This is a genomic window from Vibrio sp. 10N.222.49.C9 (assembly GCF_041474985.1).
GTDB classification, from domain to species: Bacteria; Pseudomonadota; Gammaproteobacteria; order Enterobacterales; family Vibrionaceae; genus Vibrio; species Vibrio crassostreae_C.
In genome coordinates, this window is the sequence record NZ_JBFRVD010000051.1 from 1 (window position 1) to 24155 (window position 24155).

At 43.8% G+C, this 24155-nt stretch carries 24 protein-coding genes and 2 pseudogenes; 15 read left to right on the plus strand and 11 right to left on the minus strand.

From position 1 onward, the window contains the following. The first annotated feature begins 73 nt into the window (after positions 1–73). A complete protein-coding gene (locus AB4585_RS19305) occupies positions 74–430 on the plus strand; it encodes a hypothetical protein (RefSeq protein WP_372170623.1) in 357 nt (118 codons plus the stop codon). Positions 431–515: 85 nt separating this feature from the next. Beyond that, positions 516–758: a hypothetical protein gene (locus AB4585_RS19310; protein WP_372170625.1), complete on the plus strand. Its 243-nt coding sequence runs from the start codon at positions 516–518 to the stop codon at positions 756–758. Between the two features lie 505 nt (positions 759–1263). Here the strand turns inward: AB4585_RS19310 and AB4585_RS19315 are convergent. Next, positions 1264–2253 carry a calcium/sodium antiporter gene (locus AB4585_RS19315; RefSeq protein ID WP_032545875.1) on the minus strand — a complete coding sequence of 330 codons (990 nt, stop codon included), beginning with the start codon at positions 2251–2253 and terminating at the stop codon, positions 1264–1266. Positions 2254–2811: 558 nt separating this feature from the next. Next, positions 2812–2979: a hypothetical protein gene (locus AB4585_RS19320; RefSeq protein WP_017062447.1), complete on the minus strand. Its 168-nt coding sequence runs from the start codon at positions 2977–2979 to the stop codon at positions 2812–2814. 28 nt (positions 2980–3007) lie between these two features. Here AB4585_RS19320 and AB4585_RS19325 point away from each other — a divergent pair. Continuing rightward, positions 3008–3688 (plus strand): annotated as a pseudogene (locus tag AB4585_RS19325) (pyridoxal-phosphate dependent enzyme); the annotation flags it as partial. 113 nt (positions 3689–3801) lie between these two features. Here the strand turns inward: AB4585_RS19325 and AB4585_RS19330 are convergent. Continuing rightward, complete coding sequence (locus tag AB4585_RS19330; RefSeq protein WP_017064371.1) at positions 3802–4368, minus strand: helix-turn-helix domain-containing protein; 567 nt, start codon at positions 4366–4368, stop codon at positions 3802–3804. A gap of 97 nt (positions 4369–4465) precedes the next feature. Between AB4585_RS19330 and AB4585_RS19335 the strand changes: the two are divergent. Next, a pseudogene (locus AB4585_RS19335) lies at positions 4466–5659 on the plus strand (benzoate/H(+) symporter BenE family transporter). 113 nt (positions 5660–5772) lie between these two features. Here the strand turns inward: AB4585_RS19335 and AB4585_RS19340 are convergent. Beyond that, on the minus strand, positions 5773–6756 hold the full coding sequence (locus tag AB4585_RS19340; protein ID WP_372154366.1) for a hypothetical protein: 984 nt from the start codon (positions 6754–6756) through the stop codon (positions 5773–5775). Positions 6757–7188: 432 nt separating this feature from the next. On the opposite strand from AB4585_RS19340, the gene AB4585_RS19345 reads away from it, so the two are divergent. Further along, positions 7189–7575, plus strand: coding sequence for a hypothetical protein (locus AB4585_RS19345; protein ID WP_372154367.1), 387 nt, complete (start codon positions 7189–7191; stop codon positions 7573–7575). Between the two features lie 148 nt (positions 7576–7723). On the opposite strand, the gene AB4585_RS19350 is transcribed toward AB4585_RS19345, so the two are convergent. Then, positions 7724–8656 carry a LysR family transcriptional regulator gene (locus AB4585_RS19350; RefSeq protein WP_372170628.1) on the minus strand — a complete coding sequence of 311 codons (933 nt, stop codon included), beginning with the start codon at positions 8654–8656 and terminating at the stop codon, positions 7724–7726. A gap of 268 nt (positions 8657–8924) precedes the next feature. On the opposite strand from AB4585_RS19350, the gene AB4585_RS19355 reads away from it, so the two are divergent. Both AB4585_RS19355 and AB4585_RS19360 read left to right on the plus strand, forming a co-directional pair. After that, positions 8925–9692, plus strand: coding sequence for a glycine betaine ABC transporter substrate-binding protein (locus AB4585_RS19355; protein WP_372154372.1), 768 nt, complete (start codon positions 8925–8927; stop codon positions 9690–9692). A gap of 156 nt (positions 9693–9848) precedes the next feature. Next, complete coding sequence (locus AB4585_RS19360) at positions 9849–10874, plus strand: zinc-binding alcohol dehydrogenase family protein (protein ID WP_372170630.1); 1026 nt, start codon at positions 9849–9851, stop codon at positions 10872–10874. 122 nt (positions 10875–10996) lie between these two features. Here the strand turns inward: AB4585_RS19360 and AB4585_RS19365 are convergent, their stop codons facing one another. Together AB4585_RS19365 and AB4585_RS19370 are read right to left on the minus strand one after the other, a co-directional pair. Further along, positions 10997–11608, minus strand: a complete 612-nt coding sequence (locus tag AB4585_RS19365) for a CIA30 family protein (protein WP_372154368.1) — start codon at positions 11606–11608, stop codon at positions 10997–10999. A gap of 48 nt (positions 11609–11656) precedes the next feature. Further along, positions 11657–11923, minus strand: a complete 267-nt coding sequence (locus tag AB4585_RS19370; protein WP_371724978.1) for a DUF3081 domain-containing protein — start codon at positions 11921–11923, stop codon at positions 11657–11659. 345 nt (positions 11924–12268) lie between these two features. On the opposite strand from AB4585_RS19370, the gene AB4585_RS19375 reads away from it, so the two are divergent. Next, positions 12269–13249 (plus strand): bile acid:sodium symporter family protein, encoded by a 981-nt coding sequence (locus AB4585_RS19375; protein WP_372154369.1) that lies wholly within the window; start codon positions 12269–12271, stop codon positions 13247–13249. 71 nt (positions 13250–13320) lie between these two features. Here the strand turns inward: AB4585_RS19375 and AB4585_RS19380 are convergent, their stop codons facing one another. After that, positions 13321–13941 (minus strand): heme-binding beta-barrel domain-containing protein, encoded by a 621-nt coding sequence (locus AB4585_RS19380; RefSeq protein WP_372055985.1) that lies wholly within the window; start codon positions 13939–13941, stop codon positions 13321–13323. 299 nt (positions 13942–14240) lie between these two features. Between AB4585_RS19380 and AB4585_RS19385 the strand changes: the two genes are divergently transcribed. Both AB4585_RS19385 and AB4585_RS19390 read left to right on the plus strand, forming a co-directional pair. After that, positions 14241–15134, plus strand: a complete 894-nt coding sequence (locus AB4585_RS19385; protein WP_017065985.1) for a DMT family transporter — start codon at positions 14241–14243, stop codon at positions 15132–15134. Between the two features lie 205 nt (positions 15135–15339). Then, positions 15340–15759, plus strand: a complete 420-nt coding sequence (locus AB4585_RS19390; protein WP_137002417.1) for a VOC family protein — start codon at positions 15340–15342, stop codon at positions 15757–15759. Between the two features lie 138 nt (positions 15760–15897). Here AB4585_RS19390 and AB4585_RS19395 read toward each other — a convergent pair whose 3' ends face one another. Further along, a complete protein-coding gene (locus AB4585_RS19395) occupies positions 15898–16797 on the minus strand; it encodes a DMT family transporter (protein ID WP_102333930.1) in 900 nt (299 codons plus the stop codon). Between the two features lie 42 nt (positions 16798–16839). After that, on the minus strand, positions 16840–17814 hold the full coding sequence (locus tag AB4585_RS19400; protein WP_017068435.1) for a LysR family transcriptional regulator: 975 nt from the start codon (positions 17812–17814) through the stop codon (positions 16840–16842). Positions 17815–17914: 100 nt separating this feature from the next. Between AB4585_RS19400 and AB4585_RS19405 the strand changes: the two genes are divergently transcribed. From AB4585_RS19405 to AB4585_RS19425, 5 genes are all read left to right on the plus strand, one after another. Then, a complete protein-coding gene (locus tag AB4585_RS19405) occupies positions 17915–19267 on the plus strand; it encodes an MATE family efflux transporter (RefSeq protein WP_372154370.1) in 1353 nt (450 codons plus the stop codon). Positions 19268–19467: 200 nt separating this feature from the next. Continuing rightward, positions 19468–19713, plus strand: a complete 246-nt coding sequence (locus AB4585_RS19410) for a hypothetical protein (protein ID WP_010430578.1) — start codon at positions 19468–19470, stop codon at positions 19711–19713. A 319-nt stretch (positions 19714–20032) separates the two neighbouring features. Then, positions 20033–21037: a response regulator gene (locus tag AB4585_RS19415; protein ID WP_029236531.1), complete on the plus strand. Its 1005-nt coding sequence runs from the start codon at positions 20033–20035 to the stop codon at positions 21035–21037. 1 nt (position 21038) lies between these two features. Beyond that, complete coding sequence (locus AB4585_RS19420; protein WP_017062430.1) at positions 21039–21479, plus strand: PAS domain-containing protein; 441 nt, start codon at positions 21039–21041, stop codon at positions 21477–21479. 778 nt (positions 21480–22257) lie between these two features. Then, complete coding sequence (locus tag AB4585_RS19425) at positions 22258–23301, plus strand: GMP reductase (protein ID WP_017062429.1); 1044 nt, start codon at positions 22258–22260, stop codon at positions 23299–23301. An 87-nt stretch (positions 23302–23388) separates the two neighbouring features. Here AB4585_RS19425 and AB4585_RS19430 read toward each other — a convergent pair. Continuing rightward, on the minus strand, positions 23389–24155 hold a 767-nt coding region (locus AB4585_RS19430), incomplete at its 5' end, for a tyrosine-type recombinase/integrase (protein ID WP_372154371.1).

Below are 24155 nucleotides of genomic sequence, written 5' to 3' on the forward strand. Positions count from 1 at the left end.
TGATTTGATCAACAACGCCATGTAAATTAAACAATCACATTACTTTTATTAATTGATAAATTGGAGATATAGAATGAAAAAGCCGCTTACTGTCTTTATAGCTGTATTAGTTCTTGGCGTGACAGGTTGTGAATCGACTGCCGTTAGCTCGATAACGAACTCACTCTCATACACAACAGGTGTAGAAATTACTGAGCAACAACTGAGCAAATACACGGCAAAGACCACAAAGGATGAAATAATTTCTGAGTTTGGTTATCCAAGCAAAAAGGAAATGCTTGGAACAGTAGAAGTATGGCGTTATCACTATGTGTTTATCCCACCACTCCCTGGTCAAAAAAATATCAATGAAGATACGGTTTTTGAGTGGAATAATAACTCAAGATTAATTAAGAGCTATAAAACTGCCAGCTTAGAATCAATTTTATAACTACGCCGAACACCAAATTCAAAACCATCAATCTTAACGTTGATGGTTTTAGCAGCGGTATAATTAGATAGGTAGGAAGATTTTTATGAGTACATTTGGATGGTTTTGGGTGATAATTGGAAGTATATCAGGACTAGGATTTGGCTATTGGGCTACTGAAGAAATAGCTGGTTTGCTAAAAGGGATTTACATGTCAGGAAACACAGACCAAGAGTGGTTATATGAACTTTACATTTATTTTGGAATGAATAATTTTTTTGCAATGCTGTTTACAGGGCTACCTTTTTATGGAGCAGGTATTTATCTTGCCGTAAAAGCGTCGCGATAAAATGTTCAGGTAAAGCTCTTATCCAACTGGCTTGTCGCTATGCTACAAGCCACCACTGCGACCATAAAGTAGGACGATGGCTCAGCATGCCCTCTCTAAGCTTGTGTGGCATAAACTTAGCATTGTGTAGTGGATGAGTAAATTTGACTCTAGGCTAAAGGTTTTGTGATACTGAAGATAATCCATTAAATACTAATTTAGGTAAGGCGCTGACTCGGTATTGTCCAAAAGCTTCTCGGATTGAATTTTTACCCGTGGCACTTTCTAACTCGAAAGTGCCCCATTCTCACTTAGAGTAATTGCTCTTCGTTAAGCGAGTCTGCTGAGATTATCCAAAATTTTCTAATGTTAGAAACGGATAAACACTCTGGGTATTGAACCTAAACATGTTGGCAGAAATAGTAAGATTATCTCCCAACAGCATTAACTGTTGGGGAGGATATAAAGGTGAATGTTGTCTTTCGGATGTTAGTTAACAGAATTCGAAACTATGTTCTTCGAGGTCCTAAAATGCCGAATTAGCTACTTTTGTTAGGTAAGCTATAAATATCATTAATGGCAAAGTACCTCCCCAACGATGAAGAGTGTAAGTGGCTTGTTTGTTACTCGATGATTGTGATTTAAGCAAGGGAACAGCAAGCATTACACCTAATACCCCTGTTAAAATAATCATGTAAGGAATATCTCGGCTTACGACTTGCTCTGGAATGATCAACTCTTGACCTACTATCGAAGGTATAGCGATTACTCCCAATAAATTGAAAATATTCGAGCCTATTACAGTGGCAAATACAATGTCGTACATTCCTCTGCGCACTCCAGCAATCGCAGCCGCCAGTTCGGGTAAGCTTGTCCCAAATGCAATTATAGTCAATCCAATGGTAAGCTCGCTCAAACCAGCTAGTTGAGCCAAGTTAACCGCTCCCCAGACCATTAACCGCGATGAGGTTAACAGCAGTAACAACATCACTAAACTTTCCCACCCGGCTCGTTTTTTAGTTAATGGCAAGAACTCGAGATCATCTTCAGAAACCTCACCTTGTCTTACGGACTTAGCTAAATAGAAACAGTATACGGCTAGAAAAATCACCAATAATAGACCGTCTGTAATATTTAGCTTTCCTGTGGACATCAGTGCGCTACAGATCAGCATTGATCCTGCCAATATCGGAAACTCTTTTTTGATAAAGCGCTTGTTAGCTTGGATGGGAGCCATTAACACAGCAATGGAAAGCACAAGACCAATATTAATAATATTAGAACCAATACCATTGCCTACAGCCAACTCTCCTGCATTATTTAAAGCAGCAACGGCGGATACGAGTAATTCGGGGGCCGATGTTCCAAACGCAACAACAGTCATACCTATAAAAATCAATGATATGTTGCAATGCTTGGCATAGGTTGCAGATGCAGAAATAAGCCGATCTGCACTGAATGCCACTAAAACTAAGCCGATTGATAACGCTAACGATGGGAGTAAAAAAACAGTCATAGAATAAGTATTCAGAGGGCTTATAACAAACACGAACAACCCCACACTTAGCCCTCGCATAAAGTGTGTAAGTTGTTCGAGTCTCGCTGGGTAGGTACTAAAAACTACTGGTTGCACCATGACGTCTGGTCAAATATGTTGACACAACCTTTTGCAATGCTAGCAAAGCAAAATAGCTACTCCCTCAAACTGGTGAAGACTATAAACGCATAGAGCTAGAAAAGCAATTTGCAGTACGTAGACTAATCCGTAATTTGCTAATTTAGCAAAACCGTTGACACACTTTTGTCCAAACCCGTGTTAATAGGTGCGATTATAATAGCTTGCCAACCAACGAAGAATTCGTGATTGCTCAACAGTCGGTAGAACTTCTGTAATCTGAACTGAAGTCTAAGCAAGAAAAAGACAATCAAAAGCGAGCCCAAGTGGCTCGCTTTTTGTGTCTAGTAAAGATGCGTCTGAATGTTTTAACAGGGGGATAGCCTACAAGGCGATCGTGAAACAGTTTTAGAACAGAGCTTAAATTGCGACTCATCGGGTGCTCTGGAAGCGCTAAGGTTATTTAGTCCCTGAGCGGTAGTTTGGATCTGTCCAGCATCGAGGTAACTCTTCCCCTGACATAAACATCAGTTCGGACTTTTTAAACATCTCAGGGTCTTGCTGTTCTTCGCCTGCTTGAAACCGACCTTCGATACTGTCTTGAAATAAGTTGGTTAATTTGGTCATTTCAGTTACATCAACGAGGTCACTGGTTTTTTCTCTTTTAGAAACATTTTACCACACGGCTAAGCGGATTGGTGTCGAAAATGAGAGTTATTGGTGGGCAGATCAGTTTGAAAATCTCAGTAATTATCGAGCGCACTATTTAAATACTGGACCTGAGATCTGGCAGCAAACACAGGGGAATATTGATGCTCTAGTTTCAGTGGTGGGGACGGGTGGAACCATTGCCGGAAACTCACACTATCTATCTGAGCAGCAACCCAATCTCGAAACTTGGTTAGTTGACCCAAATGGGTCCGGCATTTATTCGTTTCTACGTAATGGACACTATCAATCAACGGGAAGTTCGTTCACGGAAGGCATAGGGATCATGCGAACGGTTGAAAATTTCAGGCAGGCAAAAATCAATCGTGCAATCACGCTTCCCGATCAGGATTTGGTGACGATATCCCGCCTTGTTGCGGAACATGACGGTATTCTTCTAGGAAGCAGTTCGTCGTTAAACGTAGCAGGCGCGCTATACGCTGCGGCTAGAATGGGGAAAGGGAAAACCATCGTTACATTTAGCTGTGACCTTGCTGAGCGCTCGTATTCGAAGCTGCACAACGAAACGTTTCTGAAAGAAAAAGAGATACAGCTTAATAAAGAAAACCTCTCTCAACTATGGGCTCGTTATCAAGCCGAAGATGGCAGCATGGTCGTCAACGTATAGTCGCTTTAAGTTAGTAACAGCCAGTGGTCTGCCAGCTCTTTCGTTAGCGCTGAATATCCGTTAGCGTTAAGCATCCGGTTAGAGCTAAACATCTGTTAGCGCCAGAACCGGCACTATTGCTTGTTATTAGGGTAGTGAATCACATTATGAAATACGGCGTTTCCTTCACCGATATTTTTGTAGGCATGGGTCTGGTTAGCATTAAAGCGAACAGCTTGTCCTGCGCGTAACGTATGCCACTCATCATCAAACATCACGGCCATCTCTCCTGAAATGCATAAGATGTGCTCAGTGACGCCTGCGTTATGTGGGGCGGATTCATGCTGGTAATCGGGTGCTAGGGTGAGTTCGAATATTTCAAATCCTAGTGCTTCCTCAAAAGGAAACAACAAACTGACGAAAAAGCCAATGTTGTATTCCTCATGTCTTAGTTCGTTTGCGTCTCTGAATAAACTCGTCAGTTCACTGTTTGGGCTAGCCGCGATAAAATTCGAAAGTGACACCTCGAACCCAGAAGCTATCTGCCAAAGCTTAGCGACTGTCGGGCTGGATTCTCCACGTTCAATTTGTCCTAGCATTGCTTTGCTCACGCCAGTTTCTTTCGCTGTTTTGTCTAAGCTCCAGCCTTTTTCTTGGCGAAGGCGTTTCAAGTTAACGCCAACTTTAATTTCTGTTTGCATATTTTCTCTACAAGTTTTTACAAATAAGTTGTGCGTTATAGCGCACGGTGCTAGGTTTGGTCTATGGACGTTATAACGCACGCAGGAAGAGATTAACATGACTAAGCTAAAATTTTTTCACGTCAGTACCGGCTTTATCGCTGTTTTCATTGGTTATGCGAGCGCCGCGGCGATTATTTTCCAAGCGGCAATGAGTGCTGGAGCAACTGAAGAGCAAGTGGCGTCATGGTTTTGGGCGTTGGGAATTGGCATGGGCGTAACCACAATACTGCTTTCGTTTCATTACAAGAAGCCTGTGGTTACAGCGTGGTCGACGCCTGGAGCGGCGTTGTTAATCACATCTCTTGAAGGGCTGACAATGAATCAGGCTGTGGCCGTGTTTTAGTTCAGTTCGATGTTGATCACGTTAGTTGGATTGGCGGGGATATTTGAGAAAGTCCTAAAACAGATCCCAACATCGATTGCCTCTGCGATGCTCGCGGGGATTCTATTGCAATTCGGTTTGGGTTTGTTCACGTCGTTAATGGAAGAGGCACAAGTCGTAACGGTCATGCTCGCTGTATTTATTCTGGCGAAAGCGCGGTTAGGAAATTTACTGATCCCAAGCATTTTTATTATCGCACTGGTCATGTGTGTGGGTTTTGGCAAACTCGATGTCAGTCAGGTGACTATGGGATTAACGACCCCGGTGTTCATTACGCCCGATTTTGAGTTCTTTTCGTTGTTCAGTGTCGGAATCCCATTGTTTATAGTGACGATGGCTTCACAGAACTTACCGGGATTTGCGGTTCTAAAAGCGAACGGATACCAAGTCGATTCATCGAAGATCATTACCACCACAGGGGTGACAGGTTTGATTTTCGCGTCGTTTGGTGGCTTTGCGTATAACCTTGCTGCGATTACGGGCGCTATTTGCATGGGCCCGAATGCGGATAGTAATCCAAAGACACGTTATATCGCGGGGATTTGTATGGGCGGGTTTTACTTGTTAGCTGGCGTGATGGGGATGTCATTTGTGTCGCTGTTTAGCGCCGTGCCCTCCGCGATTGTCATTGCGGTTGCTGGCTTAGCGGTGATGCCGACCTTGATGAATTGTTTAGCTGTTTCGATGGAAGACAACCACTATCGAGAGCCTGCGCTGCTTACTTTCTTATTCACTGCTTCTGGTACTAATTTACTGGGAATCGGCAGTGCATTTTGGGGTTTGTGCATCGGGTTGTTTTGTTGCTGGTTACACAATGACAAAGCTAGGTCACGTGGATCAAGCGAGGCTTCGCAAACTTTGCCGTAATCAAACGACTCAAGATTATGATCAGGTTCGCTGTGAATTAGAAACACCAGCAAGTTGTTTGAGTAGTAAGCCCAGTCATACTCGTGACTGGGCTTGCTTACAAAGGAATAACGCTACTTAACTTCGTATCTCAGTAGCACTTCATTATCGAGAACGACATTTGTCGACCAGATAAAGCTTGCGCCAGCACCACTGAATTTTTCGATAAAGTTCATGTACGCTTTTTTATTGTTCACGCCAATATCGTCTTCTGAATATACCGATGCTTGAGGCCAAGATGTTGAATCGAACTCTTGGTTCATCCAGTTGTTTGGTGTTTCCCAATGAGCAGCATAGGCATCTTGACCTTGGTCAGTTCCTTCCGTGGTGCAGCTTTCAGAAAGACGCTTCCCGTCGACTTCACTCAAACAAGTCAGGTCATAAATCGGTGAGGTATAAAAAGTTTGTGCTTGCCATTCTGGTCCTGTCACGGTTCCGTCACTAAAGCTCGCGATAAAGCCACCATCGCCAGCGTGGTATGCCTTTCCGCGGTTATCTTCGCTGCCAAGACCTAGGTTTTCTTCCCAATCAATCACTTTCACCGCAATCGTGTAAGGCTTCTTCACCTTAAATTTGACGATGTTTGAGTTAAACGGTGTGAAAGGAACAGTGTCTACTGCGATTAACTTGCCGTTGATATAAAGTTCGAAATAGTTATCGGCAAAAATATAGCCTGTTATTTCTTCTCCGTCTTGATCCACAATCGCCACAGGTACCGCGCTTTGATCGACCTCCGCTAGGCTGCTTGGAGTAGTGTTTGAGCACTCTTCATAAAGATCGAAGGCTTTCGGCCCTGTTGAAAAGTTGTTTTTGGCTGGAACCGTCCAAACCTTTCCTTCTGAGTCCGTAATTTCCCCGACGCCCGCCACTCGGCTACGTCCGTTTGCACACTCAAAGAGATTCGATTCAACAGTGGTCGCCACACCTTGAGTAATACTCGCTGAGCCTTGGTAATCACTGATGTTGCTGACCGAAGGCGTATCTGATGATGGTGAGCAGCCTGTAGCGAGCAAAGCAACCGATGAAAGGGTAAGGGCTTGATATTTTGTGATGATCATTGATTGGGTATCCGAGACGGGGTGATTTAAATAAGCGTGGTTCAAAATAAGCCAAGTGCAAGTAAGTTAATTGAAAACAAAGCTATTTCAAACAAATCCTAGCTAAGTAGCTAAGTAGCTAAGTAGCTAAGTAGCTAAGTAAGCCGTGAACTCATAGCTAATAGCTGGAGCGACGAAGCTAAGCAATGACCAAAGTATTTGTGAGGTGCCACGCTTGTTATCTGATAAGGCATATATTACCCGTACAAATGTAAACAAGCGTAAAGCTGAGTAAGCATGCGCAAAACAGCGCTTTTATAGGATGATCACATCAGCTTGCGCGGAGCTTGAAAAAATACTTAGAACGAAGCGGTTTCAGGTTGTGATTGAGATAGTATTTTGCTACAAAACGCGCATAATCTCGCTATACAACATTTAAAGAAGAATTTACCTATGACTACCTTTCAATACTACTTTCACCAACTGCCTTGCTTCGACTGTAAAAAAACGACAGTAAGTACTGATCTTGGTTGGTTAACGCCTGCGATGAAAGACGATGCTATCGCACAAGTGACAGCGACACTTGCACAAGGCGAGGTTACTCCTGATCTTTCAGCAGACGTGGTTTGTACGAAAGATGAAGCGCGTGAGTATTTACTACTGAACTTCTTCGGTTATTCAGAAGAAGAATTAGAAAGCGGAATCGAAGCGGATGATGAAAAAGAAGTGGCAGACGAAATTGCAGAGCTAGTAGAAGAAGGTAAAGACACCATCACCTTCGAACATGAGATTGCTCTTCAGTGCTGTGCTGACTGCGATGTTGAAGACGAGTCAAACTAAGCTCTTGTATTAAGAGTATTAAACTAAGTACTCTTATTAAGGTTCATCATGCAGCTATGATGTTCTAATGATGAAAGGCGTTAGCGAATTGAAGTTCGCTAACGCCTTTTTTGTCTCTCTGTTTCTTATCTTTAAGCGGCATTCAATCTTAAGATGTTGTGCTTTCTATGATGCCTTGTTTGCTCAGTTGCGAAAGGATCTCAGCGGTCTTCTCTCTGAATAAATCTCTCAGTAGACGCACAGTCGGGGTGATGGATTGACGACTTGGACACACTAACCACAGCTCGGTAGGGGTCGGCTTAAATTCAGGCATAACTTTAACCACTTCGCTTGAAAGCAGATGAGGTGACATGTCTAAACAAGATTTTATTGCCACCCCTTTACCCGCGATACACCAACGCCTTACAAGGTCTGCGTCGTTCGAAGCGCGATTTCCTTTTAGTTTCACTTTATGATCTTGAGTACCATCGTTAAACACCCACTCGTCTTGCAACATGTCATGGAGTTGGTAAAGCAACCCATTGTGCTGCGCTAAGTCACTCGGGTGCTTTGGTGCGCCCATTTCAGCCAAGTATTCAGGAGCCGCACACAATATCCTCGGCACATCGCATATCTTGAAACCATACATGTTCGCATCGGTCGGAGAGCCGTAACGCAGCGCTATATCGACGGAATCTCGGTAGAAGTCGATATTGCTATCGCTGATGCTAGTGCGAAGCGTCGCCTTTGGGTATTCAAGCAAGAACTCATCTAACCAAGGTGTGATTAGGTTGCGTCCTAGATCTGATGAAAGCGCTATGCGAATTTCACCGTCAAGAATACCAAGCTCTTCGCGCATGTTGAGCTTCGCTTGCTCCAACATCTTTAAGGCTTGTTCGCATTCCGGTAAATAACGCTCGCCAGCTGAAGAGAGCCTTAGGTGGCGCGTGGTTCTTACAAATAACTCCGCACCTAGTGCCGCTTCAACACGTTTTACCGCTGCACTTGCTGTGGCAGTGCGCATATCAAGGTTGGTGGCTGCAGCGGTGATACTGCGAAACTCCGCCACTTTCAAAATGACCTGTAAATCTTCAAGAAGCATGTTATCTACCTGTATTGAATTATGTTCTAAACATGGCGTTGGGATATTTCCCCATCACAATCTGCAAATGGGTTATCTCTACTTATCGCTTCTAAGTTAGCTTCAAATACTTAATTGTCAAAACTAATTTGATAATAATTCAAATATGAGGCTGTTTTTCATTAGTAATTTTCTCACTATCATTTCCCCATATCGACAACGTAGCGCAGTACACATCGTATGGACGAAACCTACGATCTAGGGGGATAAGATGACTAAGAAAATCACAATGGGTGTAACGGATTTGTCGTTCCACCGTACGACCGCATCATTGGTTGCCAATGTATTGAAATCCATGGGTTTTGAGGTAGAGCGTATTTTCTCTCCACATCAGGAGAACTTTGAAAAGCTGAAAGCAGGCCAAGTGGATATGCTTTCTTCTGCGTGGTTGCCATCAAGTCACGGTATCTACAAAGCGGGCGTTGAAGAAGTTGAGCCACTTATCGAGCTTGGGCTTCATTATGAACCTTATGCTTTGTGGGGCGTACCAGACTATGTGCCTGAAGAGGCGGTTTCTGAAGTCTCTGATTTATTAAAAGCTGAAGTGATCGAGAAAATGAACTCGACCATTCAAGGCATCAACCCCGGCGCTGGTATCACACGCTTCTCTATCCAGATGATGAAAGATTATGGCCTGAGAGATGCCGGCTACGAGTTCTTTCCTGGCAGTGAAGACGATTGTTTCAGTGCCTTTGAAAGTGCAGTCGCAAACAAAGAGTGGGTGGTAGTGCCACTGTGGAAACCTCAGTTTTTGCACTATCGTTACGATATTCGTGAGCTCAAAGAGCCAAAAGGCCTACTCGGAATAGTGGACAGAGCAGTGCTTCTTTTAAGAGACGACAAGAAGCATCTGTTCAGCGAACAACAGATTCAGAAGTTGGATTCCCTATGCTTCTCGAATGACATCATCGCAGAGCTGGATTACAAAGTTTGCCGTGAAGGTAAACCACAAGATCAAGTCACACATGATTGGTTGATTGAGAAAGGCCTGATTTAGCCTTTAAGCCGTTGGCAATGCAGTGAGACGTCTGCGTTACTCAGATAACGGCAATACCACTATCAAAAATTATTTGAGAATTATTCAAATATTAGGCGGTTTATCTAGAGTGAGAATTGACTAAGATTAACTCGTCTAATTCAAGGAGAAAGCACAATGTCAGTACCATCAAAAATGAAAGCTATCGGATTTACTCAATCACTTGCGATTACAGAGCAAGACAGTTTATTTGAGTTTGAAACGAGTCTGCCAGAACTAAAAAATAATGACTTGCTGGTAAAAGTGAGCGCGACTTCTATCAATCCTGCTGACGCTAAAATTCGTATTCGTAATGCCAAAGACAAAACTCTTGAGCAGCCAAAAGTGCTGGGCTATGACGCAGTCGGTGAAGTTGTTGGTAAAGGTGCTGACGTTGAAGGCTTCGAAGTCGGTGACCGTGTGTACTATGCGGGTGACGTAACACGCATGGGGGCTAACGCAGAATACCAAGCTGTGGACTACCGTATTACCGCTAAAGCGCCTAAGAGCCTTTCTGATGAAGCTGCAGCCGTTATGCCACTAGCGACGCTTACAGCATGGGAAGCGTTGTTTGACCGCTTGCGTGTTCGTCCTGAAGAGAAAAAGTCTATCCTGATCATTGGTGGAGCGGGCGGCGTTGGTTCAATTACGATTCAACTGGCTAAGCAACTGACCAACCTAAATGTTATCGCAACAGCTTCAAGACCTGAAACGGAGCAGTGGGTAAGAGATATGGGAGCGGACTATGTGGTGAACCACCGTAACCTTGTCGAGTCTGTGCGAGAGCAAGGCATTCAACATGTCGACTACATTTTCAATGTTGCAGACACAAAAGGGCACTGGGATGCGATGGTTGAATTGATCGCACCGCAAGGCATGATCAGTTCGATTGTTGAATTTGATGGTGGCATTGACTTGTCAGCGCTGCAAGGCAAATCAACAGGCTTTGTTTGGGAGCTGATGTTTACACGTTCACTGTTTAACACCGAAGATATCCAGAAGCAGCAAGACATCCTATTCCAAGCCGCGAATCTGATTGATGCGGGCCGTATTAAATCGACGCTAACCTCGACCCTAAATGGCTTTAGTGTGGAAACACTTAAAGATGCACACCAACGTATTGAAAGCAGTGCCTCGATTGGTAAAACAGCTATCAAATACTAATTGCTGATGTTTTAATCCGCCGTTGTTTTGAATTGTTGACGGTTTAAATAGAAGAAGCCCCTGATATCTGATTGCTAGTCAAAAGGTTTCAGGGGCTTTTGTTTGTTTTCAGTTTAGTCAGTTTAGTCAGCTTCTGGTGATGTGATAGGTTTCGATGTTCTGAAGTGAAGCTGTATTAGGTCTAGTTCAAAAGACGAGGGCTGTTTGTCTGCAATCAAAAAGCCGATTTGTTTGATGTCTCGTGACTTAAGTTCCGGCGCATCGCTCAGTAGCCGACCTCTGAACACCGCTTGAAAATCGTTGAATTGGAACGCCTTGCTAAACTGTTCTCCCTTTATCGTATCGAAATCGTGTTTGTATTGAATTCGATTGCCGTCCTTCGATGTTGTGAACCTCAGTTGGTAAGTGCGACCATCACCAACGAATACTAGCTCTGCACTGTCTATTTCATGGGCAGGTGATTCAATGGAGCGCTTTACAGAACTGAAACCACCATTATTTTCTAACGATAGCTCGCCCCTAAATCGACTCATATCATCAAGATAAATGAGCTCGCCTGTAGAGATGCCACCCATTACATCGTCGTTGGTCACTGTCCAATTCTTGTGTTCGTTCGGTTGTATAAAATCAATCATACCTATGCCTGCTACAGATACTTGAGACCATAAAAAGGAGAGGCTGATTACTAGCCACAAAGGGTGTCTTCGCTTAAGCAATGAAGCCGTTTCGTTCATGATTGTCTCCGTTAGCCGTTAGCCGTTAGCCGTTAGTCTGTTCGCGTTTTATGGAGAAGGTTCAGTGGCAAGCATACCCAGACAACGCTCAATAAATTCAGAATAATTTGAAGCATTGTCGTACTCGATTTTCAATGAACCATGAAACATCAGCGTCACTGTTACGTCTTTATAGCTTAGCCAACAGGTATAACCATCATAATCATGCCAAGCCGCCATTTCGCCCACTTGATATTTATTGTCCAGTTGCTCGCCAGAGGTGCGAATGCACTCAAACACTCTGAGAAACTCAATAATGGTGATTCTGTTGTCCATGTTTTGCTCCCGCTGAGTAGTTATTGGTAATAGGCTGAATATTGGTATCTAAATTTGTTACTGTTTGATTGCTGTCCCTACGGCTTGCCTTTGTGTTCCGATCACTGAAAGTGATCTTATCTTCTCGATAAACCTCTGTTTTCTAATATTTTCATCGTCATTCCATACATCCGATTAATCCTGAGCAAAACGGGTGTAACAAACTTAATAACGATGTTAACCCTCAAGATAAAGACAAGCTTAATTTACGTTTATGGTGGTTAATTAAAATTAGAGTCGATAGGATAAATAGCGTCGGAGCCTTGTTATTGGCTGAAATGGAATCTACAGAAAGTGCGTGTCAACATGATAGAAAAACTGAAAAAGGAATGGTTTCTTGTAGGGATGGTGGTGGCTATGGTCGTTGCTGTTTTTACGCCGGATTGGGGCAAATCGGGTGGGGTACTTCATCTCGATACGGTGACTGTTCTCGGCATCGCTTTGGTGTTTTTCTTACACGGTTTGGGTTTGTCTCCCAAAGCCATTCTTGAGGGGCTTTCGAATTTGAAGCTGCATGTTTTTGTACAAAGCGCGACATTCTTAGTTTACCCACTGCTTTGGGTGATATTCGGGCAAGGCTTTGTCGCTTATATGCCAGCAGCTCTGGCCTTTGGTTTCTGTTACCTCTTCGTATTACCGAGTACGATTTCGTCTTCGGTCGCGATGACGGTGATTGGAAAAGGAAACCTACCGGGTGCGATATTCAATGCATCACTTTCTAGTATTTTAGGCGTGTTCATTACGCCTCTACTGATCCAGCTCTTTATGGGATTGGAAGGTGCAGAGCTAAACCTGATGGAATCGGTGATCTCTATATCTAAAATGCTGCTATTGCCAATGATTGTCGGCCAGTTGATGCGCCCGTTACTGTTTGAATGGACTCAGAAACACAAGTCAGTGGTCAATAAGTTAGATAAATACGTGATACTTCTGATCGTCTACAGTGCTTTCTGTGACTCTATTGAACACGGTATTTGGAGCGACTTTTCACCAATGCTGTTGTTGCTGTCAGCGGTGATTTGTTTAGTGGTATTGATGGTGATGGTACACGGCATTCAATGGAGTGCCCGAAAGGTTGGATTCAATCATCAAGATGAAGTCGCGGCAGTATTCTGTGGTACTAAGAAGACCTTAGCGGCAGGTATTCCTATGGCTAAGGTGATCTTTGCTCACAACCCTAATCTAGGGATGATATTACTGCCAATCATGCTTTATCACCCGATTCAGATCTTTTACTGTGCAGTGCTAGCCAACCGTTACGCCAAGGTTGATACACAATCTAGTTAAACTTGTTTGTTGTTACAAGTACAACAGAAAAACGCCTTTCACTTCGCTGTGAAAGGCGTTTGTATTTGAATCTACTTCACTTTAACTAGAGTGCTTGAATCTGTATGAGCAAATGCGTTGTCGTAGATCTCTAAGCCTGTTGTTTGAGAGTACGTCAGCGTATCGTCTGAAATGCTAATGTTCATCGTGAAGCCTGTGGTGGTTGCGTTGTCCGTCATGTATTCAGACTCAGCGATGCCACGCTTTGACGCAACTAACGTCATTGTATCGCCAGCAGGGCCTTCTGCGGTGACACATGTGGTGCGTGGTACACAGTAAGAGTTGTAGACGATCTGATTTTTTTGATCGTAGATGAAGTAGCCACGTTGATCGTGGAATTTAGAGTCGTCGGCCTTTCTGAATACTTCTTGCTTGTAGTACAGAGCAACCAGATATTGATCGCTGGCGTTGGTTGCATCTGCCGCAACCTCAAATGTCATCACTTCATAAAATGGTGTGACCGCGGGGCCACCTTTGCCCACTTCTGTGCCTTCTTGACCTGGAGAAATATCAACGCCGCCAGTTTCGACTGATTTCCATGTGCCGACTAACTTTGCGAGTGGACCAAAATCCATACCATTGATTGTGCTGTGGTCGGCTACTGCTGGAGCCGAGATTACCGCTGCGATACCAAGTGCTAATAATTTTTTCACTTTAACTTCCTTTTTATTAATTATCTGACCCCAATAAAAATAAGGTTATTGTGAAACCAGTTTATTAACCCAGATCAGTGTTGTTGGCTAATATGAAATCGAATTGTAACTTGATGTATCAGTCAATAAGAGAATATTAATGCGGCTAAATATTGAACGAATAGCTGTGATTTGTTCATCGAGGTTTAATTCAAAATTGCATTAGTCTGAGCCTTATTAATTTTGCTATTACACATTTCAAATTCTCATGTATGATGTGCGCCCATAATTGTATGACAAATGTGTAATCTTACTTCTGTATGAATAAAGCTGTTAACCACGCCATTTTGCTTTTGGTGCTCGCAAACCTACTTGCGTCTTTTTCAGACGTATCATTGAAGATACTGAATGGCGAAGTCCCTACGTTCCAGTACGTGTTTATCCGTCAGCTATTGAGCGTGATCTTGTTGCTTCCATTTTGGTTAAAGTTACCGAGAGAGACGCGTATGAAAGGCGGTTGCCGAATCAACTTCTTAAGGGCTCAATTTATCTTAGTGGGGAGTGGCTGCGCGATGATCGCCATTACACACCTTACTTTGGCGACAGCAAACGCGATGTTCTACGTTGGACCAATCCTTATGCTGCCTTTGTCGATCGTGCTGTTGAAAGAAAGGCCGACATCTTCAAAAGTGATCGCGACCCTGATTGGTTTTGTGGGCGTATTAATCGTGTTACGCCCTGAACAATTTCATTGGGCGGCGATTGCTGGGCTAGGCAGTGCGCTTGCGATGGGCGTGGGTAATATCTTGATTAAACGCTTGAATGCAGAGCAACACATCATCTCAACTCTGTTCTGGACCAGCATTATGACTCTGCCACTTGCACTGGCATTAGCGCTGCCAACTTGGTCTGCGCTCGAATGGCGTCATGTTGGTTGGATCATGGCAATCAACTTGTTCGTACTTGGATACCATGCGCTTGTGGTGGTGGCTTACAAAAAAGCACCGGCCAACCAGATTGCGCTCGCCGAATATTCTGGGTTGGTGTTCGTAACATTGTTTGGTGTTATGTGGTTCGATGAGATTCCAGACATCCTGACGCTGGTGGGCATTAGTCTCATCGTTATTCCAATGATGCCGATTAAATGGAAGAAGGTTTTCAAGTGGAGAGACCGAGCCGCTTTAGAAGTTGAGGTTACTCCGCCTAAACCATAGCGGCTTGTCTCTCAGTCATTCTGGATTCCAAATAAACCACATCAGGGAAGGTCGTCTAAACTTAGGGTTTGTATCGCTTCAAAATACGACAATTTGGGCTCTAAAAACGTTCTCGAAATAAATGCAAATTAGTGCTTTACCTCAACTTAACTTGAGGTATTAGGATGTGCAACGTTGCTTACGAGAATACTTTAAGGAGAGAAGAATGATCCAACTTGAACATGTGAATTTAGTCGTCAAGGACATCCCTGAAATGCTGACTTTCTATAAAGCGGCGTTTCCACACTGGTACGTTCGTGATGAAGGAAAAGGCGAATGGTCAGGCAAGCCACGTAACTGGCTGCATTTTGGCGACGAGTACCAATACATAGCAATAAGTGATCACGGTGAAGGTGAAAATAGAGATTTGGCTGGGCATTCTGTTGGTCTCGCACACTTCGCTTATGTGACCAATAATATCGAAAGTGTCACTCAACGCCTTGTTGATGCGGGCTTTCCAATTGCCAAACCCGGTGCCGAAGAACCTTATCGAAAAAATGTCTACTTTGTGGATCCTGCAGGCTTTGAAATCGAGTTTGTTGAGTATTTGAGTGATGATCCTAAGTTACGAAATGCCACGAGTTAGTTACGTAATACGCCGCTTTGTTAAAGTTGGTTAGCTGAATGAAAGCGCGCTAGAGAGCATTTATAGAAAAGGGCATCGTGGAATAATCCGCAATGCCCTTTTTAGATTCTATTTATCAGCTGATATTGAGTGGGTTACTTATTTAGCCTTGAACGGCACCAATAGCTGTTTACCAAACACGTTAATGAGTGCACCAGTGACAATCAGGCCACCACCTAGATAAGTCCAAACCGATGGAATCTCATTGAAGATCCACACACCTAATAGCGCTGAGAAGACGATCTGCACGTATGAGTAAGCTGAAGCTTTACCTGCTGCCTGGGTTTGCATTGCTTTGGTTAAACCGTATTGTCCTATTTGTGTGAAAATCCCGACGAGCACAAGCATCATGGTTAGGAATAGGCTAGGCCATACAAAGTCGTTCCAGATAAGAGCTGTTGAGATTGGTAGCGCAACCAATGGGAAGTAGAAGATGATGACTGAGCTATCTTCCGTTTGGCTAAGTTTTCTCACAATCACATAAGCAATTGAGCTACCAAATGCGCCACATAACGCCACCATAATGCTGAATAGCGGTAACTCGCTGCTCGCGCCACTGTTCATACTTGGTTGTACCATCACTAATAGCCCAGCTAGGCAGAACGCAATGCAGATCATGGTCGATTTTTGGACGCGTTCTTTCAGAAATAACACGCCAAGTAGGGCGGTAAATACAGGATGAACGTATTGTAGAATGGTCGCTTCGGCTAATGGCAAAGTGGTCACAGCGTAGTAAACACACATCAAGGCTGCTGTACCAACTGCGCCTCGAACAAACAACAAAGGTTTGTTATTTCCCCAGATCGAAATGCCTTTTCGCTTAACGTCGATATAACTGATGATCAAAGACACCAAAGCCCTTGCTGCAACAATTTCGAATACAGGAATGCCATAATTGCTGATGTATTTCACACAAGCTGACATCAGTGCGAATCCAAAAGCGGAGAGGATCATGAATCGAACCCCAACAGGGATTTGTGAAAAAGAGAAAGAAGACATAAAAATATCAATCGGTTGAGGGAACAGGAATCATAACTTAGTTTAGAAGAGCCGACCAAAGTCTTTGTCCTGTTCTATTACACCAAACCATTGATATTGCTGTGCGAGTACTTTCAGCAACTCGATCTCTTTTGTTGTCTCTTCTCTAAGCCATTCAATAAGGTCGTTGATGATAGGCGTGTGACTACGCTGGTGCATGAAGTAAGTCCAAGCACTGTGTTGGATTTTTGCATTTCTAGGGCAGTACAAGAAGCCTCGTTGGAGATCTTGTTGAACTAACAACAGATCCGTGACCGTAACCCCTTCACCGGATAGACAGGCACTGAGCGCCATATCTAAAGACAAGAAGCTGGTATTTCTGACAGGTTTCTTTGGTGGGAATTCAACATCGGCCAGCCACACTTTCCAGTCGTGATGATCTAAGGTTGGATGCAGCCTTGGCAAGGTTAAGATTGAATCAAGGTCGGTGTCTTTGGTGGTTAAACTAGTAGAGCAAACCGGCGCCATGAACTCTTCACGCAAGAAGGTAATGTCAGGTGCCTTGTCATAGCGTTTTTTGAAACGCGTGTGGAAGATCAGTAGATCATACTCACTACTATTAATCGATTCGTCTTCCTCAATCACAGGAACAATGACGATCTCATGATCTTGATAACGCTCGTTTAATTCCCGAACTTTGGAGATCAATACTCGCGTCGCGAAACTCAGAGTCGCTTTGATCACGATACGCTTCTGCTTGGGCTCACTCCAAGAGGCGATAACAGCTTCGATATTACCGTAGCTTTCTCGCAAAGCCACATACAAATCATGACCTTGTACCGTTAATTCTATGGCTCGATGCTTACGAATAACCAGTGATGCGTTTAACTCATCTTCAAGCTGTTTGATCTGTCGGCTGATCGCACTTTGTGTCACATGCAGCTCTTCGGCAGCCAGCGTAAAGCTCATCAGCCTTGCGGCAGCTTCAAAGGCTTTTAAGCCATTATGTGATGATGGCAAGCTAGGATATGGGGTCATAATTCGTTCGCATGAGTTTATGGAATGTTAGAGTCGCAAATTTATCAATTGAACGCCAGCCTCATCGATCGTATTTTGGGCGAAATTAACTGAGGCGCTCATGAAAAAAATACTCACTCTTGCATTCCCTTTGATCATTTCACAGCTGATCTCTATGGCTTTAGTCCTTACTGATGTTTGGATGATGTCGCGTATCAGTGTGTCAGCCCTTGCGGCTGGTGGCTTAGGTGCCTCAATCTACTTTTTCATTTTCATTATTGCGAGCAGCACCGTGGGTTGTGTCGCGAACTTGATTGCGATTGCTTATGGTCAGCGCGTAGCTCGCCCTGAGTTTGGTAATACACAAATCAGATTGGCGGTGAAAGGTGCAACCATGTTGGCATTCGTGCTCAGCGTGACCTTAATGGTGAGTTTCTGGTTTGCTCCGCTGGTATTAGAAGCAGCCAAACAGCCACCAGAAGTGATCACTTTAGCCATGGAATATGTCCATGCTTTGAAGTGGGTAATGTTGCCTTCGCTTATCTTGTTGGTACTTCGTGGCTTAACCAGTGCGTTTGGCAACGTGCGCTCCATTCTTGTGATGTCGATTATCACCGTAATTCTGAATGTGCCAGTGAGCTACTTTCTCACCTTCCAATTAGACATGGGCTTAACAGGTTTAGGGCTTGGTACGGCTATCGCGGCATTTATCGTGATGGTTGGATATACGGTTTGGGTATTTAAGCGTGACGAGTTTAAGCAGTTCGCCCCTTGGCTAAATACAGAAGAGTATTCAATCAAGTTGATGAGCCCATTGTTGTTGATGGGTCTACCTATCGGCTTGGCTGCTTTACTTGAGCATGGCTTGATTTACGGTGGCACCTTGATGGCGGGCACGATCAGTATTGCTTCGTTAGCCTTGCACCAAATCTTGCTGCAATGTTTAAGCTTTACTTGGAACTTCAATTTTGGTTTCTCACAAGCTGCGGCGATTTTGGTTGGCCGTGATTTCGGTGCGGGTAACTACGAAGGAATAAAAAGAACCTCGATTCAAAGCTTCATATTGGTGTCGGTGTTGAGTGTGGCGTTGTCGGCCGTGTTCATTATATGGCCTGAGATGATCGCTTCTATCTTCAAGTTAGACGATGGCACGGGTGCAATGACTTCACTACTGGCTTCTGTGATTTGGGTCGTTGCTTTGTGCTTTATTGTTGATGCTTGGCAGCTACTGGCGATTAACCTGCTAAGAGGCATGAAGATTGTCTCTATGCCAACCGTGATGACTGCCATCGGTTACTGGGTATTTGGCTTGCCTGCGGCTTGGTATTTGATGCCTAAGTTCGAATTGGCAGGGATTTGGGGCGGAATCGGTGTTGGCTTAGGCGTGACAGGTATTCTGCTGCTTATCCAATTGATGCGTGTCATTCAAAAGAACAACCAATCTCCAGATTTGTCGAATCATGCTTATACGTGATTTGCTTGTGATGCTCGCCTTTACCATGGAACCTTGAACGATAAACGTTGTATTGCTGACCGAGAACTATCAATTACCAACAATGACCTATAAGCCCTGAATTGCGTACTTCGTAATTTAGACCTTGGTCTTACAGAAACCGAGCTAAAAGGTGACTAGAATGATTTGAGTTGCTCACCGTTTTATCAAGGAATACACAAATGGAAGTTGGATTGTTCTGGGCTGAAAAAGGAATGTTAGTGCTTGGCGCACTGTTTGTTTTGACGAGCATGATGCAGTACGGAAGACGCAGTAGCGATTGGAAAGGCGTGATTACGATGTTCTACAAGCGTATCCCAATGAACATCGCCGAATACAAATGGTATCGCCTGGGGATCGCGTTGTTGGTATTTGCTGTGATCATACGTTTCGCATTACTGATTTTATGGCCTTCATATCAGTTCTAGTTCTCTTACATTAGCTTTGTTGGATAGCTCTCTATCATGGCTACATAAAGCCGTTCAATGAATGAGTCAGTCGAGCCTTAATAAACCCGCTTGTTAAGGCTGCTGTTAAATATAATAGTGCTATTACTCAACAGCAAGGATTGGCTATTACCTTTGTAGCATATTGTTTTTCATGAAGAATAATGCGAAATAATAGCTTACCCACCTGTTTCATCATTCTTACTAATAATCTGCACATAAATCCATTCACCCCGTACCTGATACCATAATGTTCTGTTACACTCGGTCGAATTAGCTTTAATTTGTCAGTGGTGCATTTATGTCGTTCCCAGTTCTTATATGTGATGATTCTGCGTTAGCAAGGAAGCAGATGGCTCGGTCACTGCCTAGTTCTCTAAATGCAGATATAACTTTTGCTGTTCATGGGCTTAATGCACTTGAAGAGCTCGCTAAAAACCAATTCAAATTGATGTTCCTCGACCTAACCATGCCGGAATTAGACGGCTATGGCACATTGGAAGAGATGCAACGTTTAGGCGATACCACGCCAGTTGTCGTTGTTTCTGGTGACATACAACCAAAAGCACAACAGAAGGTGCTGGATCTTGGCGCCAAAGCATTTTTGCAAAAGCCGATCGATAAAGAAGCGCTAAAAGCCATTTTACGTGAGCATGTCGAGCCGCCAAAACAACCTCAAATAATTACCCCAACCGCTTTAGAACTGCCAATACTTCGCAGACGCGATATCTATATGGAAGTCGCGAACGTAGCGATAGGCCGTGCCGCTGATGCACTGGCTCGTCACTTTAATGTGTTTGTTCACCTACCGCTGCCGAACGTTAACATCTTCGAAGTGAGTGAATTGCACATGGCACTTCGTGACCTAGCGGATAACGACCAAGTGTCGGGTGTTTGCCAAGGCTTTAGTGGAGAAGGCATTGCAGGTGAAGCGCTAGTTTTGTTGAGTGATTCCAGTGTGAGCGATCTTAAGAAGCTCATGAAGGTGCCAACAGAAAGCGAGCAGCTAGAAGAATTAGAGTTGTTGATGGATGTATCGAACATCTTAGTCGGCTCTTTCTTGAATGGGTTAGGGGAGCAATCAGAAGTTCGTTTCTTTCAGAGCTCTCCTGTGCTGCTAGGTCAACACATCTCGATTGATTCGGTGATTGAAAATACCAGCGGCTCATTTAAAAAGACCATGACGTTCGAAGTCAGCTACAACATCGACGGCACGTCCATCCGTTGTGACCTTCTATTTATGTTTGTTGATGAGTCTCTGCCTCTTCTAGATAACAAATTGGCCTACCTAATGGAGGAGTTTTAATATGTTGAATCTTCCTGCTGAATTTGAACAGTTCCACTGGATGGTAGACATGGTTCAAAACGTCGATATGGGGCTGGTGGTCATTAACCGTGACTTTCAGGTACAAGTTTGGAATGGCTTCATGACGCACCATAGCGGTAAGCAATCGCATGATGCGATCGGTAAGTCGATCTTTGAGTTATTCCCTGAAATTCCTGAAGAGTGGTTTAGGCTTAAAACAAAACCGGTTTATGACCTAGGCTGCCGTAGCTTCATAACGTGGCAACAAAGGCCTTATCTGTTTAAGTGCCGCAACGTGAGGCCAGTAACTCAGCAAGCCGACTTTATGTATCAGAACGTCACGCTTAACCCGATGCGTTCTCCAACTGGGCAAGTGACATCCTTGTTCTTGTCGATTCAAGATGCGACTGCTGAAGCTCTGATGTCTCAGAAAAAGGCTTGACGTACCTTAAGGTGAAAATTGAATCGCCTTATAAGAGCACTCTGAAAACCAAATAAAAATGGCCAAGGTTAATCCCCTTGGCCATTTTTGTATCTGATCCTGTAGTAATGAGTTCGAACTAAAGAAAGGCGTTCCGTGTTCGTTAACTTTAGTCGAGTTGTTGTTAGGCTCTATCAACAGCGGCTTGTATCCGCTGGGTTCTCATAAATAAGCGCATCTAACCTGCCATATTTTGTGGACTTTACCCCGCTCATCCAAGTTTCGAACGTGCTAATCGATCTTGCCTTTGTACTTTATAAATTTCAGGGCTAATGAAAGAGGGCTGAGATCGGCACTCGAAGCGAAAAAAGTCAGAAAAAAATGAAATTATTTAAGAAAAAACGCATTTTTTGATTCAAGAAAAGTGTGATTTTTATGTGATTAAAGGGCACTTTTTTCACAAATTTGCCTTATCGAAGATTTTTTCGCCGAATTTGCAAGGGAAACGTTTGCGCAATAAACCGACAGCGTTTGCGTGAATATGTTGTTAAGTTATTAATTACTATGAATTTAGTAGGAAATGACGGGCGGGAAGCTTTTACCAGATATGGAATCTTTGAGAGGATAGCACAAAAAAAAATGAAATATCAGACTTGCTGTTAGTAAATCACAGCCTATAATGCTGAAAACCGGAGCGTCTGCCAACGCTCCGGTTTTTTTGTGTCCGAAACTCAGTAAAGCGTCTGCCAACGCTTACCGAAAACGCACGACACGTAATATGATTACAGGACAAATTATCATGCGTATCGAACAAGAACTTAAGTTAGGTTTCAAAGATGTACTCTTCCGTCCGAAGCGTTCTACCCTTAAAAGCCGTTCTCAAGTTGAATTAACCCGCGATTTTACATTCAAGCATAGCGGTCGTCAATGGTCTGGTACTCCAGTAATTGCAGCGAACATGGATTCGGTAGCAAGCTTTGAAATGGCAGCTGCTCTAGCAGAGCACGGTGTTATGACTGCAGTACACAAGCACTACACAGTAGAGCAGTGGGCTGAGTTCGCTAAAACAGCAGACAAGAAAACGCTGAACAACGTATTTGTTTCAACAGGTACTTCTGAAGCTGAGTTTGAGAAAACTAAGCAAATCATGGCGCTTAGCGACGAATTCGTATTTATCTGTATTGATATCGCTAACGGCTACTCAGAGCACCTAGTTGAGTATGTACAAAAAGTACGTGCTGAATTCCCGACTAAAGTCATCTCTGCTGGTAACGTTGTAACGGGTGACATGGTTGAAGAGCTAATCCTAGCTGGCGCAGACATCGTTAAGGTTGGTATCGGCCCTGGTTCTGTTTGTACTACACGTGTTAAAACAGGCGTAGGTTACCCTCAACTTTCTGCAATCATCGAGTGTGGCGACGCAGCACACGGCCTTGGCGGCATGATCATCGGTGACGGTGGCTGTTCATGTGCGGGTGACGTATCTAAAGCGTTCGGCGGCGGTGCTGACTTCGTAATGCTAGGCGGCATGCTAGCAGGTCACTCTGAGTCAGGCGGCGAAGTTGTAGAGCAAGACGGTAAGCAATTCATGAAGTTCTATGGAATGTCTTCACAGTCGGCTATGGACAAGCACTCAGGTGGTGTTGCTAAGTACCGTGCTGCTGAAGGTAAAACTGTTTTACTTCCGTTCCGTGGTTCAGTTCACAACACAATTTCTGACATCCTTGGTGGTGTACGTTCAACTTGTACGTACGTAGGCGCAGCAAAGCTTAAAGAGCTAACTAAGCGTACGACTTTCATCCGTGTACAAGAGCAAGAGAACAACGTATTCGGCAAAGAGTAACGTTTAAAACACTTGTTTAAAATTTTAAGAACTGAGCCACTTTAAAGTGGCTCTTTTTTTACCTGAAATTTGGCAAGTGGCGACAGGTTACAGGTTAGAAAGAGGGTTATGGATAATTGCTTCAGATAGGTGATCAGGTGCGAAGTGGGCATAGCGCATTGTCATGCTGATATCGGCGTGGCCTAGAATATCCCTTAGCACTAAAATATTGCCGCCATTCATCATGAAGTGACTTGCGAACGAATGACGCAAAACATGGGAGGCTTGCCCTGAGGGCAGGGTGATGCCCAGTTTATTCTTCACTATGTAGCAGAAAGGTGTATAGCACTCTTCAAAGAGCTTCCCTGAGGTTGGTTTGTATATCTCGCTATAAAGCTCTTCAGAGATGGGTACAGAACGATTCTTCTTAGTTTTGGTATTGGTGAAGGTAACTTTATATTTGCTTAACTGAGAGCCTTTCAGTTGAGCGGCTTCATTCCAGCGAGCCCCAGTGGCGAGACATAGCTTCACTATTTTCTGCATATCTGTTCGGTTGTGTTTAGACACGTGTTCAAGCAATAAAATAATGTGCTCTTTATGAAGGAAAGACATGGTACGTTCGTGATCTTTAAATGGCTTAACTTCTTCTAAAGGATTCGGTCCTTTCCACTCTCCAATTTCCTTCAATTTAGCAAACATAGCCTTAAAGCGCGCGAGTTCTGAATTTAGCGTTGCAATACTAGGCGCCCCTTTTTGCCAGCGCGCATCAACAAAGCTAATTTGCCCACTCATTCGGTTACTTCTAAATTCAGAGTATGTTTTTGCAACGAAAACGGTCGCTACAGGGTTACCCATCAGGGCGGGAGCATACTTTG